The sequence below is a fragment of the Helicobacter sp. 23-1048 genome (assembly GCF_053654545.1).
The window spans coordinates 855,148-874,035 of the sequence record NZ_JBSIUT010000001.1 but is presented as its reverse complement, the minus strand read 5'-3'; the positions used below and the strand labels follow the sequence as shown (position 1 = coordinate 874,035).

Sequence of the window (18,888 nt, the reverse complement as noted above, 5' to 3'; positions counted from 1 at the left end):
CTCCTTAAATAAATTCACCGCAAAAATTTTATTGTAAGTTGCAGATGTGCTAATGATTATATAAAAATTTTAGTAAATTTAACAAGAATAAAATGCAAGCCTTTAGAATCTAAACTTTGTTGTATCAATACCTTCAATTTGAAGTAAGGTAATTTTTTTCTCAATCCCACCAGCATAGCCTACAAGATTCTTATTTGCCCCAATAATGCGATGACAGGGAATGATAATAGCGATTGGATTACTTCCCACAGCTCTGCCAATGGCTTGAGCAGACATTTTTGCAATATTGTGCTTTTGTGCGATTTGTTTTGCAAGTGCGCCATAAGTGCTAAGTTGCCCATAGGGGACTTGGAGGAGCAACTCCCATACTTCGCGTGCAAAGGCAGAACCACTTTGAATCTTTATTGGTGGTATAAATGTGGGAATCTCCGCACTAAAATATATATCTAACCACTTTATCGTCTTTTTTAGTGCGTTGCAAGGCTCTTCTTTATCCTTATGAGATTTATTCAAGCAATCGCTAAATGTCAAGCCAATAAGGCTTTCTCCATCGCTTTGCAAATGCAGATAGCCAAGAGGAGAATTATAGAATCTCTGTATGTTTTGTCGCATTTTATTTCCTAAAATAAACTTGCATTATAGCAGTTTTGCTACAATACGCGCTACTTATTTCTTCATATATATTTAGAGGCAAAATGGTAAAAGATTCTCAAAACACATTTTTTGCGTGGTTGCCCGTCATTGTGATTTCGTGTGCGGCATTTATCTTTAACACCAGCGAATTTATCCCAATCGCTCTATTAAGTGCAATCGCTAATGACTTTGGCATAAGTGAAGCAAACGCTGGAATCCTCATCACAATGTATGCGTGGGTCGTAGCGTGCGCTTCACTTCCGCTGATGATAATATTTTCAAAAATGGAGTTAAAGCGTTTAATGCTTGGTGTGATTGCCTTTTTTGTGCTCTCTCATATTCTCTCGGCTCTCTCGCAGGATTTTTTCACGCTAATGGCTTCGCGCATTGGCGTGGCACTCTCTCACGCGCTTTTTTGGTCTATCGCCACGATAATGGCAGTAAAAGCTGCACCCAAAGGCAAGCAATCTCTTGCGCTTAGCTGTATTATTGTTGGCACTTCCTTAGCCCTTAGTGCTGGGTTGCCATTGGGGCGCATTGTCGGGCTTTATATGGATTGGAGGGCGAGCTTTGGTTGTATTGGAGTGGCAGGATTTTTCGTGATGATTGTATTTTGGCGTGTCTTCCCCACGATGCCAAACACAGATTCTATCACACTTAGCACACTTCCAACCCTCATTAAAAACAAACCATTGCGTAAAATCTACTTGCTTACTGCCTTTATTATTACCGCACATTTTACAGCGTATAGTTATATTGAGCCATTTTTGGCTAAATGCGCGGAGTTAGATTCTGCAATTATTACATTTGTGCTAATGCTTTTTGGTGTAATGGGAATCTTGGCTGGATTTTTGTTTTCAAAATTTTATGAAAGATACCACCGCATTTTTGTGTTTTATTGTCTTTTTGGGATTAGCGCAAGTTTGCTTTTGCTCCACCTTTTAAGTTTCACAGAGGTCGGTATCATTATATTGTGTGTGTTTTGGGGGCTCGCGATAATGCTCTTTAACCTTGTATTTCAATCCCAAACTATTGCCGCACTCTCAATGACTAAAGCCACTGCCGTTGGAATGTCAATTTTCTCTGGAATCTATAATGTAGGAATTGGTGGTGGCGCACTTATCGGCGGGCTTATTAGTGAAAATATCGCGTTGCAGGGCATTGGATATATTGGTGGTTGCATTGCATTTGGAGCGTGTATATTTTTTATGCGGAAAATGGCTTTCGCGCGGGTATTTCATCGATTTGTCAGCAAAAGATTCCCTAAAAAATAAGCACTCACACATCACTTAACGAGTGATTTCACTCTTCACTACAAATTAAAGTCAATAAATGTATAATTTAGTAACAATTTAAGTTTTTTTTGATTTTTTTTATACTAAAATACACAAAAAAATTCTTTTTTAGTTTTTTACGAGGAATGCAATGTCGCAATCAATCGCTTTAATCCTTATGGCTGCTGGAGATTCTACGCGTTTTTGTGCAGATGAGAATCTCCCAATCAAAAAACAATGGCTGCGCGTAGGCGATTTAGCCCTTTGGCAAAAAGTCCTCCAAGATTTTTGCGCACTCTATAAATTTAATGAAATTATCATCACAGCAAGCAAAAAAGACTATGAATATATGAAAAATTTAAGCCATCATACTATCGTGCTTGGCGGTAAAAGTCGATGTGAAAGCGTAAGAAATGCCATAAAAGAGGTAAAAAGTGAATTTGTCCTAATAAGCGATGTCGCGCGCTGTATTGTCGATAAATCTGTGGTTACAAGGCTACTTGAATGCACCTCAAATGCAGATTTTTCTTGTGCAGTGCCATATATAAATGTGCCAGATACGGCATTTTATCAGGGACGATATTTGCAACGCGAGGATATTAAACTTATCCAAACCCCACAATTAAGCAAGACAAATGTGTTGCGCGAGGCATTGCAAGCAGGAGATGAGTTTAGCGATGAGAGTTCAGCTATCCACACATTGGGGAAAAATATTGATTTTATCAAAGGTAGTCCTTTATTGAAAAAACTGACAAACTACGAAGATTTGGCGTTTTTTACGCACTTAGATGATAGCAACCTTAGAGATTCTGCAATTTTAACACCACCGAGCAATGAAAGTTTTTGGGGGAGTGGATTTGATGTGCACGCCTTTGAAAAGGGCAAAACAATGGTGCTAGGAGGAGTGCGTATAGAATCTAATGTAGGCTTTAAGGCGCATAGCGATGGCGATGTAGTGCTACACGCACTTTGTGATGCTATATTAGGCGCGATAAACGCGGGGGATATTGGGCAGTGGTTCCCCGATAGTGCTAAGGAGTTTGCAGGCGCAGATTCTACGATTCTTTTGCAAGAAATATTGCAATATGCCAAAAGTGTGGGCTTTGAAGTGTCGTATGTAGATATTACTATTATGGCACAGATTCCTAAAATTACCCCATACAAAGCGCGTATGCAGGAGCGAATCGCTCAGATTCTTGATATTTCCAAATCAAAAGTCAGCATAAAAGCTACCACGACAGAATCACTTGGCTTTATTGGGCGGAGTGAGGGTATCGCTGTGAATGCAAATGCCTGCTTACGCTTTATCGCGTGGCATAAATTTTTACATTAAGTTAGGAGGAATGGGTTTTGAGAGTTTTGATTATTGAAAATGAGACATATTTGGCGCAAAGCATTGTCAATAAGTTGAGTGATTTTGGGTTTGAGTGTGAGGTAGTATCAAACATCATAGAAATGGAAAAACTTGCAGAACGCAAGAAATTTGATGTAGTGATTGCTTCTTTTAGTGCGATTGAGGGAGATTATCTTGCGTTAGTGCGCACGCATTCAGAGGCGATTATCATTTTGCTCGTGCCTTATGCGAATGATGACACCATTATAAAGCCATTGCAAAGTGGTATCACTGATTACATTATCAAGCCATTTATCACCGAAGAGCTTGCACGCAAAATTAAACATTACAAATCCTATAAAGACTTAAAGAGCGAAGTGGAATTTTACTGCAATTACTTTTCTTTTGTCGAAAAGGAACTCTCCACTCCAAACCCAATATCTTATAATCCCTCTTTTATTATTAAAACCAACTCTCAGCGTAGCGCGGATATTTATGCTATGCGATACGCGCGAATGCGTAATATCAAATTTGAATTTCTCACCCTTAAAGAGGAGCGTTGGAGGCAACTTTTTAAATCTCAACCAAACAAAAACAAAGTCTTTTACATTACTAACCTAGAAGAACTCAACAAAACTGAAATGAAAGAGTTTTTAGAACTTATTGGAAAGTGCAGTTGCATTGTATCTATCGTATCTAACGAAGCTATATCATTTCCACAAGTGGTGGATATTTCGAGTTATTCTAGTGCGATAGAAATTGGCGGGGACATTTTATCGATTAAAGAATATGAAAAAATCATTATTGCAAAATTTGAGAATCGTTATCCAGATGTAGAACTTGCTAAAAAGCTCGGTATGAGTCCCAAAAGCCTATGGGAAAAGCGCAAAAAATACGGACTTATGCGTAAAAAAGAATTTTTAGACTAACAAATATGAGATTTGTGTGGATTGCTAGGGAGTTTGCGTGGATTGGGGGATTAGAGCAGCATTTTTATCGGTGCTTTTCAGTGGGAAGTCTCGATTTGCCCCGGGCACGATAGGAAGTTTTGTTAGTATTTTTTTAGGCTTGCCTCTTTTATTGCTCTCTCAAGAAAGCCTTTTTTTAAGCGCGGTGTTGGTTGGGCTAATCGCCATAAAACAAATTGATATTTATGAAAAGCAAGTTGGCAAACACGATGATAAACGCATTGTCATTGATGAGTTGGTAGGAATGTGGATGGCAATGAGTTTTTTTGACATTACTCAAATGAATATTTTAGCCCAAACCATAGCGATAGGACTATGTTTTGTATTTTTTAGAATCTTTGACATTACCAAACCATCATTTATTGGCAAGATTGATAGAGAAGTTCGTGGTGGGCTTGGTGTCGTGGGCGATGATGCACTCGCTGGCGTGCTTGGTGGAGCGTGTGCGAAAATCTCTTTTATGTTATTAGAATTTGGATTCGTGTATTTTGAGCTTAATTTTTAAGTGGAGAAAATCCACTTAGATTCTCCCCCTACCATACAAAAGCACCAAAAAGCTCTTGTATGGATAAAATTACTGCTTAAGGTTAAGAAGTGTATTAAGGATTTGGTCTGAAGTTGTTACAGCTTTTGAGTTTGCTTGGAATCCGCGTTGCACAATGATAAGTTGCGTAAGCGAGCGGGACAAATCTACATTACTCATCTCTAGCTTTGAGCCAGAGACACCGCCTCTACGCCCTGTATTCGCAGCACCAATCATTGGCTCGCCAGAGTTACCTGTTTGAGAGAACACATTTCCGCCCTCAGCTTGCAAACCTGCGGAGTTAGCGAAGTTTGCCATTGCTACTTGTGCCAGAGCGATAGATTTACCATTACTAAATGAACCAAGCAATGTCCCATTAGAATCAAAGCGAATATCCATTAAGTCTCCCGCTTGGTAGCCATTTTGGTTAATCGCATAAGTTTCAGAGACTTTATCCACACTTGTCAAGCCACCAAAAGTTTGATTTGCTCCAAACTTTAGCTCAATTCGTATAGGATTACTTCCATTTTTAGGGTCTAATTGCACGACAGGTGGATTCATACCAGCCAAACTTCCATCGCTATTAAAGCTCGCTCTACCACCCTCAAAAATATTAGGTCGTTGCGCTGTCCCCCCTAAAAACTGCGCAGGCTCAGGCACAACTGCCCTAAAGTTCCACTCCGCAGGACCAGTCTTCCAAAACTCAAAACGCAAGTTGTGTTTAGTTCCTAAACTATCGACTATATCCACACTTGTGGCGTGAGTTGATTTATAAATTTTGCCAGATGAAATAGGTGTGCCTCCCTCAAGGAATTGAGAGCTATTAAGCGCACGCATTGTTTCTTTAAACAATACATTGGTTGTTACCTGCCCAGATGCGTGTGCGCTCACATAAATATTAAGATTGCGTCTCTCATCAGTGCCATCATCTTTATTAAGCATTTCAAACATTCCATAATTATTCACCGTTACAGACACGCTTGCTGTGCTTTCTTTATACTCTTTTTCTGGGTTTTTAATCATATTTGCATCGTATTGCATAAGCGCACGCAAATCCTCTGTCGTCCTAAATTGCCCTGTGGTAGAATCTGCATCGCTCGCAAAAGTATAGCGGTATCTAAATGCTGTAATATCCTCTTCGCCCTCTTTAAACTCTGAAAAAACACCTGTGCCACCTTTTGTGATTCTAATGTTTTTAAGTTTTTCACCACCATCAAGCATATTTCTATTTTCTAAGCGTAGCACGCCATTATCCACATACGCCTCGACACCTGTTTTATCGCGATACCCATTGATAGCATTTTGTGCCGCAAGCAAGCTACTCATTCCAGATAATCCAGAATCATTGCTAAAGCTAATATTTTCGCCGTTAATGCTAATGGTGCTCACTTCGGCAGTCGGCACGACATTATGACGAATGATAGAGTTTTTATAACTTACCCAAATGCCTTGATTCTCATTGAGCGCAAACGCATCGCCATCGCCATTAAAGAGCACACCAAGGTCCTCGCCCACTTGCGTCATTCGTCCTCTTGAGTCATACATTGGCTCTTCCCCATTAGCAGAGGTATAAGTAGTAGAATCTAGCGCAGCAATATCCATTGGTGCTTCTGTCCGCCTACCAGCGTTCAAATTAGCACGAAGCGTTACGGTCGAAGTAGTGCGCGCTGGCATAACCATACCGGGGTCTACTTGTATATTACGCACAGGTCCTGTATTATCAACCCTAAAGAAATCATATTCACTCATATTAGCAGTCTCTTCACTCTGTAATGCTCCACGCACCCAACCTTGCACTACATATCCACCTGTGGTTACGAGATTCCCATTTGCGTCAAAGAGAAACTCGCCATTTCTTGTATAGTTGTGTGTAGTGCCTCTATCAGGGCTGATGATAAAAAATCCATCGCCCTCAATAGCAATATCTGTTTTCACATCAGTATTTTGTGTGTTTCCTTGTGAGAATACCTTTGTAGTCGCCTCAATACTCACACCAAGACCTACGGAGAAGTCATTCATACCACCCAAACCATTTTTATAAGGGGAAGTAGCAATAAGCTTAACTTGAGAGAGCATATCCACAAATGAAGCGCGTGAGTATTTGAAACCAACCGTATTTACATTGGCGATATTATTGCTTTCCACATCAAGAGCAATTTGATGTGCCTGCATACCGCTAACACCAGACCATAACGAGCGTAACATACCTATCCTTTTTTAGAGAATTTACAATGTTAAGAGCAAAGCAAGTTTTATTCCAAAAGAACCTCACTTTATCATAAAAAATCCCATATCATTTTTATAAAATATTGTCATTTATTTGTGGATATTTGTGCCCTAAAATGATAGTTTTTCTTGCAAAAAAATCCTAAAATGTTAATTTTTGTTGTTATAATGCAAGGACAAATCCGCAAAAGGGTTAAATTAAACTTATGAGGAGAAAATAATGGGAAAATATATCGAATTAAAAGAAAGTAATTTCGACCAAGAGATTTCAAGTGGCATATCATTGGTAGATTTTTGGGCACCTTGGTGTGGTCCTTGTAAAATGCTAGCACCCGTGATTGATAAACTCGCTGAAGAGTATGAGGGCAAGGCAAAAATTTGCAAGGTTAATACCGATGAAGAAGGGAATCTAGCAGCAAAGTTTGGCGTGCGTAGCATTCCTACAATGTTTTTCATTAAAGATGGTGAAGTGATTGACCAAATTATTGGCGCAGTAAGTGAGAGTGCGTTAAAAGAAAAACTCAACAATGTGCTTAATGGTTAGGCTTTATCAAACTAGATTCTATAATATTTATAGAATCTAGAAAGTCGAAACTTTCACATTGAACAAGACTATTACCTTGACATTTGTGCCTTAGGAGTTAAAGGCAAGTTAGATACAAACTTTTACCAAGTTCTTTAATAAAATATTTTTTCAATGTTTGCTTACAATACAAACACTCAAATCTTAGTAGCAAGCCTTGCAAAGATATTTTAACTCTAAGGGTTCAAATGGTAGAAACGCAATCTCAGCGCAATGGTGTAAATACCACTCGCCGCTATTCCTATCTTAAAGATAAGCTCCAAAATGGACTTACCCTTTTTATCAAGCACGAATCATTTGGTGGTGTGTTACTTGCCGTATGCGTGCTCTTTGCAATGCTTATAGCAAACTCATCATATAAAGAAGTGTATTTTTGGCTACAAAAATTTGAATTAGGAATCGCACTTGGCAACTTTGAGCCAAAGATTGAACTCGTGCATTTTGTCAATGATGTGTTGATGTCGTTTTTCTTTTTGCTTGTCGGCTTGGAAATGAAAAGAGAAGTGCTCTATGGCGAGCTGGCAGGCTTTAAGAAAGTGAGTTTTTCTGTTTTGGCGGCTATTGGTGGTATCATCGCACCCATTGTGCTTTATTTGCAATTTACTTCTGGCACGCCTTTTGAAAAGGGCTTTGGTATCGCAATGAGCACGGATACAGCCTTTGCTCTTGGTGTGATTCTTATGCTTGGTGAGCGTGTGCCAAAAATTGTTAAAATTTTCCTTGTTACGCTTGCAGTGGCAGATGATTTGGGCGCGATAAGTGTCATTGCAATTTTTTACTCTCAACACATCGATATGTTTTGGATTTATCTTTCATTGATAGTGATTGGGCTTTTGGGATATTGCAATTACCGCGACACCAAATATATTTCTATTTATTTTTTACTTGGCATTGTGCTATGGGTGTGCATCTTATTTAGTGGAATCCACGTAACCATCGCTGCAGTGATTCTCGCCTTTGCCATTCCGGGTAGGACGCGCGTCAATCGCAAGTATTTTGCTAATATGCTTGGTGAATTTGAACGCATAAAGCGCGTTACTAATGATGGCGCGGATATAACTAATATCCAAGAAAGGGAAAAAATAGGTTTTTGGAAATCCACTTGGCTTAATATCAAAAGCTTTATGACTTCATCGCCTAGTGCTAGAAATGTCAATATGGCAAAAGCAAGTGAGCTTGTCTATATGCTTGATAGCATTGGCACTTATTCACGCTACGCTCAAAACCCACTTTTGCGTATCGAGCACGCACTTCAGCCGATTTGCGCGTATTTTATCGTGCCTATTTTTGCGTTTATGAATGCAGGCGTAAGCATTGATTCTCATATTGAATTAACGCTTGATGGTGTGATGCTTGGGACGATTTTTGGCTTAGTCATTGGCAAGCCCATTGGAATCTTCCTCTTTGCATTTTTAGGAGAGAAGCTCAAGCTCTCCGTGCGCCCAGATGGCTTGAGCAATTTTCACATTATTGCTGTTGGAGCGATTTCTGGCGTTGGATTCACAATGTCGATATTTGTGGCAAACTTGGCTTATACAGATGATATGAGTGCTATTGATATGTCAAAAATTTCAATTTTAATCGCCTCAAGCATTGCCGTGATACTTGGCATAGTGTTAATGGCGATTGCCACAAGGAACGATAAACCAGAACAAAAAGACCAAGAATCGCCCGCTCAACCATCACTTTTTTAAACTATTTTGTAGCTGGAATGCGCTCCACTTCGATTTCATAAAGTCTTTTTCGCTCACTTGAGCTTGCTATCTCAAGTTGTTGGCGATATTTGGTTATCGTGCGGCGCACCATTTTCACGCTAAACTTCTCTTCTACGATTTTTAGAATCTTTAAATCACTAAGGGGCTTTTTCCTATCCTCATCTTTGATTAACCCTAAAATATAATCCTTTATCGAGGCGTTTGAAGTATCACTATCAATAGCTGCGGTAAAAAAGCTCTTAATGGGGAAAATCCCTCTATCGCATTCTAAATATTTGTTGGCAATGGCTCGCGAAATCGTGCTAGGAGCGTAACCCAAATCTTGAGCTATATCTTTTAGCTTCATCGGGCGGATTTCACCACCTTTAAAAAAATCGTATTGATTCTCTCTTAGGGCTAGGGCGATTTTTAGAATCGTAGCCTTGCGCATATCAAGCGCATCAACCAAATCTTTTGCTTCTTTAATCTTTGTTTTAAAAAACTCTTGTGCTTCTTTTTGCGCGCCAAAATCTTGGTGCTCAATCACAATTTTAGGGTAATACATATCATTCACACTTACATCAAGTTCATAAATATGTTGCAACGAATCTTCTTTAAGTCGTTCAAAGATGAAAATATCTGGGATAACTTCTGGGACCTTTTCACTAAAATCTGATGCTGGAGGATTCTTAAAGCTCTTAATAGTGTGCATTACTTTTTCATACTCTGGGTGATTTTTGAAGTTTTTATGGTTTTCTAAATCTTTAATAATCTTTATGGCAAGTTCAAATGCTTGTCCATCTAAATCACTCTCTTGAAGTTGAAAATACAATGATTCTACAATATCGCGCGCGCCCACTCCACAAGGCTCTAAATAACTAAATCTCGCCCTCACACGCTCAAAGTCCTCCACATTCACGCCAACCTCATCAGCCAACTCGTTTATGTCCCCCTCTAAAAATCCACTTGCATTAAGATTCTCAATAATGCAATGCGCAATCTTTTGAGAATCTGTTGTAGGGAAAAGTTTTGGTGTAATTTGCTCAAAAAGCAATTCATACAAATCTTGCTCACTTACGCTAAGAGATTCTATTTTGTCAGTTATAGAGTTTTTTTGACTTTGGGTTTTTTTGCCACTACCTTGTTTGTTGGGTGCTATGGATTGTGTGCGTTGAGATTGGATTTGGACATAGGGGTTTTCCTCGCTGTAATTTTGGAGCACTTCTTCAATCTCATTTGCCCCGCTTTGCAAAATAGGCAACCAATTTTTCAGCGTTTGTGATAAACGCGGTTTTATGGTTACATTACTTCGTAATTTTCCGCCTACACTCATACTTTAAAATGCTCCCCGAGATAATATTTTCGCACCAAAGCATTTTGATAGATTTCATCTGCATTCCCGCTTGCGAGCAATGAGCCACTTTTTATCACATAGGCTCTATGGCAGACTGAGAGTGTCTCACGCACATTGTGGTCGGTTATCAACACTCCAATTTCTAGCTTTGTGAGTTTTACAATAATGTTTTGAATATCCACCACCGCCTTTGGGTCGACTCCAGCAAAAGGTTCATCAAGTAAAATAAACTTTGGATTTTTTACCAATGCACGGGCGATTTCTACGCGTCTTCTCTCTCCACCGCTAAGGCTCACACCCTTTCGCCCACGAATTGGCTCGATATTAAATTCCTCAAGCATTTGCTCTATGCGAATCTTACGCTCTTTTGCGCTTTTAATGCTCGCTTCAGCCGCAAGCATTAAATTTTGCTCCACGCTCAAATCCTTAAAAATACTAGATTCCTGCGGTAAGTATCCAATGCCAAGATTTGAGCGCAAATGCAATGGCATATTTGTAATGTCTTTTCCATTTAAAAATACCTCACCACTACTTGGATGCAAAAGCCCACAAATCATATAAAATGTAGTGGTTTTACCTGCGCCATTTGGTCCTAAAAGTCCCACTATTTCACCACTATTAAGCTCCAATGAAATACTAGAGACAATTTTATTTCGTTTGATAAGTTTGCTTAATTCACGCGCCTGCAGACTATTCATAAGAAATGATATACTCCCTTTGTTGAGAATCACCAGCATTGATGTCAATGTTAAATGCCACAAAATTGCATTTTTTTAAAAAATCCTTGAGGTGTTCGCTTCCCCATTCTATAAAATGAACACCCACGCGCTCAAAAAGCTCTAAAAAATCAGCCTCAAGCAAATGAGTAAAATCTCTTTGATAAAAATCATAATGGAAAATTTGCCCATCATAATCTTGTGAGACATTATAAGTGGGCGAAGTAACGAGGTCTTTGCCACTCTTTGCTTTCACAAAGGCTTTAACTAAGGTGGTTTTGCCACTTGCTAAATCCCCATTAAGCAAGAAAAAAATATGTGGGTGTTTTTTATTTAAATCCTCCAAACACGCACACAAACTACTTAAATTGCTTTTTGCCAATGTAAAACTTTGATACACTTCCATTTTGAACGCTCCTTGTTGAAATTTAAGATTTTATGACATCTTTAATGCCTAAATGCTGTTCTATACCATTGATAATATCCTTATTTTGGCGAAAAAATTCCTTATCACGCTCATCATAAAAGCTTTTTTGCTCTATGTCGCCTTGAATATCACTAGCGATAGTGTCTTTATTGTTTGATTGAGCGTTTGTATGATTCTCATTTGTTTGGCTTTTTGCCACGCTAATTTTTGTCCCCACTCCAAATATCTCATCAACAAAGGTTTTAATAATATGAAAATGTTTTTTTAGAGCCTCTTTGCATTCACTGCTAGCATTTGATTCCCAAGTGAGGGTGCCTTGCGCATAATCAACAAAACTCACACTTCTCTCAAAGCACTCACCCAACTCATAATCTCTATCATAGATTTTTTTTACTAGCTCACTAAACTTTTGAGAATCATTAGAGGTCGCCACATTAGACATATTAGATTGCTTGGGTGTGATATGCTGTGAAGCAGATTCACTTGCATTCGATATAGTTTGTTCGTTTTGTGTGCCTTGAGGGTTGCTAATCTTGCCCTCCAAATCCGCAATCATCATATCAATATCTTTAATCTTTAATGCCTCGCGCATTTTTAACAATGTCAAAAGAAGCACAAATCCACCATCGGTATTAAGAGAGAGAAGCGTTTTAGAATCCACCAAGATTCTAAAAAATCTATCCATCACCACCGCAGAAAACTCACTATCCCGCGCAATCAATCGCTCTTTTAAAAATACCATCATTTCATCTAAAATCATTTCACAATCATATTCTTGCAACAAACTAAGACTTTCATCAGCCTCAAATTCTGCGCTATGAAGCAAGGAATCAAAGAGCGAATACAAGATTTGTGGATTGACAATGCCTAGCATACTTGTTACATCTGTGGTAGTGATGTTGTTTTTACAAAAAATAATGGCTTGGTCGAGCAAAGTAAGCGTATCACGCAAGCTCCCAGAGCCACTTCGCGCGATGATTTCAAGGGCTTCTTTTTCATACTTAACGCCCTCTATCTCTAAAATATGACTAATGTGCTCAATGATAAGGCGCGGTGAAATCTGCTTAAAACGAAAATGCTGCGTGCGAGAGAGAATCGTAGCGGGCAACTTAAGCGGGTCAGTGGTCGCTAAAATAAATTTCACATACTCTGGTGGCTCTTCGAGCGTTTTAAGCAGGGCATTAAATGCTTCTTTTGTCAGCATATGCACCTCATCAATGATAAATATTTTGAAGCGACCAAATGCTGGGCGGTATTTGGTTTGCTCAATAACATCACGAATATCATCAATCTTGCGACTTGAAGCAGCGTCCATCTCAATAATATCTAAATGGCGATTTTCTAGTGCCGCCTTGCAGTTTTGACACTCACCACAAGGCTTTGAAGTAGGTCCGCTCTCACATTGCAAACAACGAGAGAAGATTCTCGCACTACTTGTCTTCCCACTCCCGCGAAGTCCGCTAAAAAGATATGCGTGTGAAGTGTGCTCACAATCTAGTGCTAAAGAGAGCGTTTGAGAGACAGCTGGCTGCCCTATAAGATTCTCAAAAGTAGTGGGACGATATTTTAACGCAAGGGCTAAAGACATTATTTCTCTCCCTTTGGTTGGTTATGTGGGGAATCGTGTTTATGATTTGGAGATTCCTCATAGGCAAAAATAGGCAAATCAAGCCTATAACGAATTGCAAAAAGACGCATTATCGTGCCAACCAAAAGCACAACAAGAACCGAGCCAAGTTTGTCAAATTGCACAACTTCGACTAACGCATAATACAAACTTGCAGCGATAATACTCACACCCGCATAAAGCTCCTTTTGAAACACGAGAGGGATTTGATTGCAAAAAATATCGCGCAAGATTCCACCAAAAATGCCTGTGATACAACCAGCCGTAATAGCAATAACAAAGCCATATCCCATACTTAGTGCGACTTTTGCGCCAATGATAGTAAAGACCACAAGCCCTAACGCATCAAGGCTTAAAAATAATTTTTCAAAGCGGAAAAGTTTTTTGGGAATCTTTGTAGTCAAAATCGCCGTTACACAAATAAGCACGATAAATTCTGGAGTTTTAACCCAAGTAAGTGGGTAATGTCCAAGCAACACATCGCGTATCGAGCCACCGCCAATAGCTGTAACAAGCGCGATAAACATCACCCCAAATAAATCCATTTTATGCCTCCCTGCAGCAAGTGCTCCTGTCATCGCTTCAACCGTGATACCTAGCGTAAATAGCGTGCCCAAAAGCACTTCATCATCAATATTCATATTTTGCCTTTGCTATTTTATCTTTTTAGTAATATTAAACACATACGCTAGTTTTGTTGATTACATAGATGATTTGTAAGGTGAAATTATAATATATTTTTACGGATTATGGAATCTAAAATAGCGATTCTCTAAAATATTTGGAACTAAATTTGCTAACCTACGCCAAATTATTTGGAAAGAACAACAAAGGATTGCACTATGATGAGGTCTCTTTATACAGCTACCACAGGTATGCTAGGACAACAGCTTCAAATTGACACTACTTCAAACAACATCGCCAATGTCAATACCACAGGATTCAAAAAGCAACGCGCAGAGTTTGCCGATTTGTTTTATCAGCCTATACAATACGCGGGCACAGCGACAAGCGAAACTACCATTTCGCCTACAGGCATTGAGGTTGGTATCGGCGTGCGCCCTGTCTCCGTGCAAAAAATGTTCTCTCAAGGACACCCAAAAGAAACAGAAAATAACCTTGATATTGCCATTACAGGCAATGGATTCTTCCAAATCGAACTCCCTGATGGAAATATCGCCTATACACGCGCTGGAAGCTTTAAACTTGATAATGAGGGAAATGTCGTCAATGCTGATGGTTACGCACTTATCCCTAATATCACTATCCCTGAGGGCACAACGCAAATAAACATCGGCACAGATGGCACGGTAACAGTGTTAGAGGGTAATCAATCACAAGCCAATGTGCTTGGGCAAATTGAGATTGTTAATTTCATCAACCCTGCTGGACTTCACGCACTTGGAGATAATCTCCTTATCAACACAAATGCTTCGGGTGAGCCTGTGGTAGGTGTGCCCGGGCTTGATGGCTTTGGGCAGTTGCGACAGGGATTCTTAGAGATTAGCAATGTCAAACTCGTAGAAGAAATGACAGACTTAATCACGGGACAACGCGCGTATGAAGCAAATTCAAAGACAATTCAAACCGCAGATTCTATGTTGCAAACGGTCAATGGATTAAAACGATAAAATTTTAGAATCTAAAATTTCCTAATGTGCTTTTCCCAAATTTTGTATTTAAAGATGGCGATAAAGCACCCCGCCCGAATATAAGTCTCTAAAAAGATAATCCCAAAAATTACACGCACATCAATTTCATAATACGCGCAGAGCGACATCGGCAATATGCGCAAAAGCCAAATACTACAACATTGCAAGAGCAAAGAAAGTTTTGTCGCTCCGCCACCTCGCAAAGCCCCATCTAAGCAAAATATGCAAATAAGTGGCACTTGAGATAATCCAACAGCTAATAAATAATACACGCTATGTGTAATCACGCTTGATTCTTGGCTAAAAAATTTAGAAAACTCCGCGCCAAAAATACAAATCACTAAGCCCAAAATCCCCATAATCACGCTTGATACAACCAAAATAGTCTTAATAAAATCATACGCCACGCCAATGCGCCCACGCCCCAAGCTCTGCCCCACCAATGCCATAGTCGCTACTTGAAAAGCGAAGCCGGGCATAAAAATCGCAGATTCTATCTTTGAGCCGATTTGAAATCCCGCAATCACATCTGCTCCATAAGAGCTCATAAATTTTTGGATTAAAATAAGTGAAAAAATAGTCAAAAACCGCTCCAATCCAGATGGCAATCCAACAACTAATATGCGTTTGCAATACAAAATATTTGGCACAAAATTAAAACCAAGTGGCTTTTTTCTATTTTTAGAATACTTATCATAAAAGATAAGCATACCCAAAATTAACGCCTCCACATAACTTGTGATAAGCAAGCTCAACCCCGCACCAAAAATCTCCAAACTCGGAATCCCCAAAAACTCAACCCCAAAAATAAGGACATAATTCAGTCCGATATGGAGCACAGAGACAACTGCTTTGACATACATTACGCGCTTTGTATCACCTATGGCAGAAAGTCCTGCTAAACACACGCTACTAATGATATTTCCCGGAATCCCAAGCACACAAATACTTAAATACTCCATTCCTAATCTCTTTGCCTCTCCACTCACACCCTCGCCCATCCAATCAAAGTAAAACTCGCTTGTGCCAAATGCCAGCACACACATTGGGATAGAAGCCAAAAGTGCAACCACAAGACTATTGCCAAGCACTTCACGCAAAGATTCTATCTTTCTGCCACCATAATACTGCGCCACTTGCGCGCTTGTGCCTACAAAAAATATCGTAGTAAGCGCAAAAACCATCATCATAAACCCCATACTCACGCCAAGTGCGATGATATGCTCTTTTGAAAACGAAGCAATCCAATACAAACTCACAAACATACTAAGCACTTCAAAAGAAGACTTAGCGGCACTCGGCAAAGCAATAGAAAAGATTTTTGAAAGTTTTTGATTGAGTGTGTAGTAGTGTTCCATTCTATTTAGGGGAGTTTGAAACTACTTCATATTTGTGCTTTTTAAGGTTGGAAGCATTTGAGTAATGCAAAGCAAATCATCAACAAGCCCAAAGAGCGCATCTGTTTGCACCATATTCGCCCCATCACTTAGTGCTTCCTTAGGATTTAAATGCGTTTCTGCAAAAAATCCATCTACACCCACGCTTGCAGCAGCTCTTGCGAGATACGGCACAAACGAACTATCACCGCCACTTTTTCCATTTGCTCCACCGGGCATTTGCACACTATGGGTTGCATCAAAAATCACAGGAGCAAACTTGCGCATAATCACTAAAGAACGCATATCCACTACTAAATTCCCATAGCCAAAGCTAGCACCTCGCTCAGTTAGCCAGATTCTGTGCTTAAGAGAATCTTCATAGCTTACCTCGCTAATGGCATTATCGCGTGTTTTTAATGCTTTTAACACGACATAGCGCATATCAGCTGGGTTCATAAATTGTCCCTTTTTGATATTGACAATGGCATTTGTGCGAGCCACTTCTACAACCAAATCCGTTTGACGACATAAAAACGCAGGGATTTGGATAATATCTGCGACTTCAGCAATCGCCTTTGTCTGTGAAGTCTCGTGAATATCGGTGATAATTTTATACCCAAACTCTTTTTTGATTTTTGCGAGAATCTCCAAACCTTTCTCCAGACCCGGACCACGATAAGAATCTAAACTTGTGCGATTTGCTTTATCAAAACTTGATTTGAAATAAAAATCAATCTGTGGATTTTGTGCAATGGGGGCGAGTTTCTCTGCTGTTTTGGCAAGATTATCATAGCTTTCAATCACACAAGGTCCGCTCATTAAAATCATTTTTTGCATATTTTTCCTTTTTAGAGTTTTTCTTTTGGCACGATTGGTTTAAACTCACGCTTAATCATATTGTAGTTTAAAATTTCTCCTTTTTCGATAATGTAATACCAACCATACACATTAAGTTCTCCCCTATCAAACTTCTCCTCCACAAACGGGTAAGTCATTAGATTCTCTAATTGCAATTCCACATTGATTTGCTCTGCTAACCAAATCTTTTTCGCCCGTGAGCTTGGGTTTTGGGCGAGCACTTTTTGCTTGGCTGGCTCTAAAAGTTTAAGCCATTTTTGCACATAGGGCGCGTTTTTTAGATTCTCAGGTGGCTCAAAAATCGCACTGCACGCACCACAATTACTATGTCCGCACACGATGATATTTCGCACATTTAAGATTGTGAGGGCGTATTCAATCGCTGAAGTTGTGGCAAGATACCCACCACGCATTGAATTAGATTCTGTATATGGTGGGATAATGTTGCCAATGTTTCGCACGACAAACAAATCGCCCGGGTCAGAGCTGGTAATAATATTTGGCACGACACGAGAATCAGCACAGCTAATAAAAAGTGTATGCGGATTTTGTTGTTTTTTTAAACTTTCATACAACTCTTGGTATTCGACAAAATCCTCTTCTTGGAACTTTATAGCCCCTTCAAATAATTCTTTCATTCGCACCTTCTTAAAAATTTAAAAATCTAAAGCTGTGATTATAACAAATGCAAGTTATAATATCGCCCTTTGTTATGCCAAATTTTAAAACACATTATTTTAGGAGATTGTATGTTTGGAGAAATAGTTGATTTTATTGTGAATTTTATAGGTGCGGCTGGATATTTTGGCATATTTGCTATGATGTTTTTAGAATCAAGTTTTATCCCATTCCCAAGCGAAGTGCTAATGATACCAGCAGGCTATTTAGCATATAAAGGCGAGATGAATATTATTATTGCCGTGTTATGTGGCATTGGCGGGTCTTTGGCTGGTGGATTGTTTAATTATTATCTTGCTGTGGCATTTGGTAGAGAGTTTCTTATCCGCTTTGGCAAATATTTCTTTTTCACACAAGCAAGTATGGAAAAAATGGAATCTTACTTTGCCAAGCACGGTGAAATAAGCACTTTTGTCGGGCGACTTATAATGGGTGTGCGCCAATACATTTCGCTTCCTGCTGGATTAGCACGAATGAATCTGGCGAAATTTTGCATTTATACTTCTTTGGGAGCTGGCATTTGGGTGATTATTTTAAGCGCGCTTGGATATTACATTGGGCATATTTTTGGACAGGGCTTTGAAGTGAGTAACATTATCCACGCATTTACTGCAAGTGAAATTTCAGAGCAAGAAAGTCAAATTAAGTCCTATGCTAAAACAGCTGGATTTATTACACTTGGTTGTGTGGTGGTGGTAAGCGTGCTTTATGTCCTTTGGTGGAGATATAAAAAAAACCATAAGTAAGTATTTTGTGTGTATAAATTGTGAATGAGGAAATTATAAATTTTGCTATAATGCGCTTGCAAAGTTGCTTTTAGAGAGGTGTCCGAGTGGTTGAAGGAGCACGCCTGGAACGCGTGTAAAGTGCAAGCTTTCGAGGGTTCGAATCCCTTCCTCTCTGCCATCTACACTCCATCACAACACAAGGGATTCCTTTCTCTTACAAAGATGATTTCAATCT

Annotated in this window: 18 protein-coding genes and 1 tRNA gene; 9 read left to right on the top strand and 10 right to left on the bottom strand. The window is 39.4% G+C overall.

Annotated features, from left to right (window positions below; genetic code table 11):
• Positions 1–102: 102 nt before the first annotated feature.
• Positions 103–612: a methylated-DNA--[protein]-cysteine S-methyltransferase gene (locus ACWIWK_RS04325; RefSeq protein WP_454151164.1), complete on the bottom strand. Its 510-nt coding sequence runs from the start codon at positions 610–612 to the stop codon at positions 103–105.
• 83 nt (positions 613–695) lie between these two features.
• On the opposite strand from ACWIWK_RS04325, the gene ACWIWK_RS04320 reads away from it, so the two are divergent.
• From ACWIWK_RS04320 to ACWIWK_RS04305, 4 genes are all read left to right on the top strand, one after another.
• The gene (locus ACWIWK_RS04320) at positions 696–1,907 is read left to right on the top strand and encodes a sugar transporter (RefSeq protein WP_454151162.1); all 1,212 of its coding nucleotides are present in this window, start codon (positions 696–698) and stop codon (positions 1,905–1,907) included.
• Between the two features lie 151 nt (positions 1,908–2,058).
• Positions 2,059–3,240, top strand: coding sequence for a bifunctional 2-C-methyl-D-erythritol 4-phosphate cytidylyltransferase/2-C-methyl-D-erythritol 2,4-cyclodiphosphate synthase (locus ACWIWK_RS04315; RefSeq protein ID WP_454151160.1), 1,182 nt, complete (start codon positions 2,059–2,061; stop codon positions 3,238–3,240).
• Between the two features lie 17 nt (positions 3,241–3,257).
• Positions 3,258–4,169, top strand: a complete 912-nt coding sequence (locus tag ACWIWK_RS04310) for a response regulator (protein ID WP_454151158.1) — start codon at positions 3,258–3,260, stop codon at positions 4,167–4,169.
• 37 nt (positions 4,170–4,206) lie between these two features.
• Positions 4,207–4,713, top strand: a complete 507-nt coding sequence (locus ACWIWK_RS04305) for a phosphatidylglycerophosphatase A family protein (protein WP_454151156.1) — start codon at positions 4,207–4,209, stop codon at positions 4,711–4,713.
• A 69-nt stretch (positions 4,714–4,782) separates the two neighbouring features.
• Here ACWIWK_RS04305 and flgE read toward each other — a convergent pair whose 3' ends face one another.
• Complete coding sequence (gene flgE / locus ACWIWK_RS04300; RefSeq protein WP_454151154.1) at positions 4,783–6,936, bottom strand: flagellar hook protein FlgE; 2,154 nt, start codon at positions 6,934–6,936, stop codon at positions 4,783–4,785.
• A 241-nt stretch (positions 6,937–7,177) separates the two neighbouring features.
• Here flgE and trxA point away from each other — a divergent pair, with 241 nt between their 5' ends.
• Positions 7,178–7,501 (top strand): thioredoxin, encoded by a 324-nt coding sequence (trxA, locus tag ACWIWK_RS04295; protein ID WP_454151153.1) that lies wholly within the window; start codon positions 7,178–7,180, stop codon positions 7,499–7,501.
• A 227-nt stretch (positions 7,502–7,728) separates the two neighbouring features.
• Positions 7,729–9,234 (top strand): Na+/H+ antiporter NhaA, encoded by a 1,506-nt coding sequence (nhaA, locus tag ACWIWK_RS04290; protein ID WP_454151151.1) that lies wholly within the window; start codon positions 7,729–7,731, stop codon positions 9,232–9,234.
• A gap of 1 nt (position 9,235) precedes the next feature.
• Here nhaA and ACWIWK_RS04285 read toward each other — a convergent pair whose 3' ends face one another.
• Genes ACWIWK_RS04285 through ACWIWK_RS04265 form a run of 5 tightly spaced genes read right to left on the bottom strand, consistent with a single transcriptional unit; the run spans position 9,236 to position 13,999 of the window.
• Entirely contained in the window at positions 9,236–10,567 is a 1,332-nt protein-coding gene (locus ACWIWK_RS04285; protein ID WP_454151150.1) for an RNA polymerase factor sigma-54, read from the bottom strand.
• Positions 10,564–11,286: an LPS export ABC transporter ATP-binding protein gene (lptB, locus tag ACWIWK_RS04280; protein WP_454151149.1), complete on the bottom strand. Its 723-nt coding sequence runs from the start codon at positions 11,284–11,286 to the stop codon at positions 10,564–10,566. Before lptB ends, ACWIWK_RS04285 begins: the two co-directional genes overlap by 4 nt.
• Positions 11,279–11,710: a tRNA (adenosine(37)-N6)-threonylcarbamoyltransferase complex ATPase subunit type 1 TsaE gene (gene tsaE, locus ACWIWK_RS04275; RefSeq protein ID WP_454151147.1), complete on the bottom strand. Its 432-nt coding sequence runs from the start codon at positions 11,708–11,710 to the stop codon at positions 11,279–11,281. The genes lptB and tsaE overlap by 8 nt, the downstream gene beginning before the upstream one ends.
• Positions 11,711–11,732: 22 nt before the next feature.
• Entirely contained in the window at positions 11,733–13,319 is a 1,587-nt protein-coding gene (locus ACWIWK_RS04270; RefSeq protein ID WP_454151145.1) for a DNA polymerase III subunit gamma/tau, read from the bottom strand.
• Positions 13,319–13,999: a trimeric intracellular cation channel family protein gene (locus tag ACWIWK_RS04265; protein WP_454151143.1), complete on the bottom strand. Its 681-nt coding sequence runs from the start codon at positions 13,997–13,999 to the stop codon at positions 13,319–13,321. The genes ACWIWK_RS04270 and ACWIWK_RS04265 overlap by 1 nt, the downstream gene beginning before the upstream one ends.
• Before the next feature lie 201 nt (positions 14,000–14,200).
• Here ACWIWK_RS04265 and flgG point away from each other — a divergent pair, with 201 nt between their 5' ends.
• A complete protein-coding gene (gene flgG, locus ACWIWK_RS04260) occupies positions 14,201–14,989 on the top strand; it encodes a flagellar basal-body rod protein FlgG (RefSeq protein ID WP_454151142.1) in 789 nt (262 codons plus the stop codon).
• A gap of 11 nt (positions 14,990–15,000) precedes the next feature.
• On the opposite strand, the gene ACWIWK_RS04255 is transcribed toward flgG, so the two are convergent.
• The 3 genes from ACWIWK_RS04255 to ACWIWK_RS04245 are packed head-to-tail and all read right to left on the bottom strand — an operon-like array spanning position 15,001 to position 17,885.
• Complete coding sequence (locus ACWIWK_RS04255; protein ID WP_454151140.1) at positions 15,001–16,368, bottom strand: MATE family efflux transporter; 1,368 nt, start codon at positions 16,366–16,368, stop codon at positions 15,001–15,003.
• A gap of 21 nt (positions 16,369–16,389) precedes the next feature.
• Positions 16,390–17,226, bottom strand: coding sequence for a 3-deoxy-8-phosphooctulonate synthase (kdsA, locus tag ACWIWK_RS04250; RefSeq protein ID WP_454151138.1), 837 nt, complete (start codon positions 17,224–17,226; stop codon positions 16,390–16,392).
• Between the two features lie 11 nt (positions 17,227–17,237).
• Positions 17,238–17,885 (bottom strand): carbonic anhydrase, encoded by a 648-nt coding sequence (locus ACWIWK_RS04245; RefSeq protein WP_454151136.1) that lies wholly within the window; start codon positions 17,883–17,885, stop codon positions 17,238–17,240.
• A gap of 111 nt (positions 17,886–17,996) precedes the next feature.
• Here ACWIWK_RS04245 and ACWIWK_RS04240 point away from each other — a divergent pair, with 111 nt between their 5' ends.
• On the top strand, positions 17,997–18,671 hold the full coding sequence (locus ACWIWK_RS04240; protein WP_454151134.1) for a DedA family protein: 675 nt from the start codon (positions 17,997–17,999) through the stop codon (positions 18,669–18,671).
• A 72-nt stretch (positions 18,672–18,743) separates the two neighbouring features.
• Positions 18,744–18,831, top strand: a tRNA-Ser gene (locus ACWIWK_RS04235).
• Positions 18,832–18,888 lie beyond the last annotated feature (57 nt).

What these genes read in the sequence shown, in the direction of transcription:
- ACWIWK_RS04325 (WP_454151164.1), bottom strand. Translation starts at nt 612, where the DNA reads ATGCGACAAAACATACAGAGATTCTATAATTCTCCTCTTGGCTATCTG.
- ACWIWK_RS04320 (WP_454151162.1), top strand. Translation starts at nt 696, where the DNA reads ATGGTAAAAGATTCTCAAAACACATTTTTTGCGTGGTTGCCCGTCATT.
- ACWIWK_RS04315 (WP_454151160.1), top strand. Translation starts at nt 2,059, where the DNA reads ATGTCGCAATCAATCGCTTTAATCCTTATGGCTGCTGGAGATTCTACG.
- flgE (WP_454151154.1), bottom strand. Translation starts at nt 6,936, where the DNA reads ATGTTACGCTCGTTATGGTCTGGTGTTAGCGGTATGCAGGCACATCAA.
- trxA (WP_454151153.1), top strand. Translation starts at nt 7,178, where the DNA reads ATGGGAAAATATATCGAATTAAAAGAAAGTAATTTCGACCAAGAGATT.
- nhaA (WP_454151151.1), top strand. Translation starts at nt 7,729, where the DNA reads ATGGTAGAAACGCAATCTCAGCGCAATGGTGTAAATACCACTCGCCGC.
- ACWIWK_RS04285 (WP_454151150.1), bottom strand. Translation starts at nt 10,567, where the DNA reads ATGAGTGTAGGCGGAAAATTACGAAGTAATGTAACCATAAAACCGCGT.
- lptB (WP_454151149.1), bottom strand. Translation starts at nt 11,286, where the DNA reads ATGAATAGTCTGCAGGCGCGTGAATTAAGCAAACTTATCAAACGAAAT.
- tsaE (WP_454151147.1), bottom strand. Translation starts at nt 11,710, where the DNA reads ATGGAAGTGTATCAAAGTTTTACATTGGCAAAAAGCAATTTAAGTAGT.
- ACWIWK_RS04270 (WP_454151145.1), bottom strand. Translation starts at nt 13,319, where the DNA reads ATGTCTTTAGCCCTTGCGTTAAAATATCGTCCCACTACTTTTGAGAAT.
- ACWIWK_RS04265 (WP_454151143.1), bottom strand. Translation starts at nt 13,999, where the DNA reads ATGAATATTGATGATGAAGTGCTTTTGGGCACGCTATTTACGCTAGGT.
- flgG (WP_454151142.1), top strand. Translation starts at nt 14,201, where the DNA reads ATGATGAGGTCTCTTTATACAGCTACCACAGGTATGCTAGGACAACAG.
- ACWIWK_RS04255 (WP_454151140.1), bottom strand. Translation starts at nt 16,368, where the DNA reads ATGGAACACTACTACACACTCAATCAAAAACTTTCAAAAATCTTTTCT.
- kdsA (WP_454151138.1), bottom strand. Translation starts at nt 17,226, where the DNA reads ATGCAAAAAATGATTTTAATGAGCGGACCTTGTGTGATTGAAAGCTAT.
- ACWIWK_RS04245 (WP_454151136.1), bottom strand. Translation starts at nt 17,885, where the DNA reads ATGAAAGAATTATTTGAAGGGGCTATAAAGTTCCAAGAAGAGGATTTT.
- ACWIWK_RS04240 (WP_454151134.1), top strand. Translation starts at nt 17,997, where the DNA reads ATGTTTGGAGAAATAGTTGATTTTATTGTGAATTTTATAGGTGCGGCT.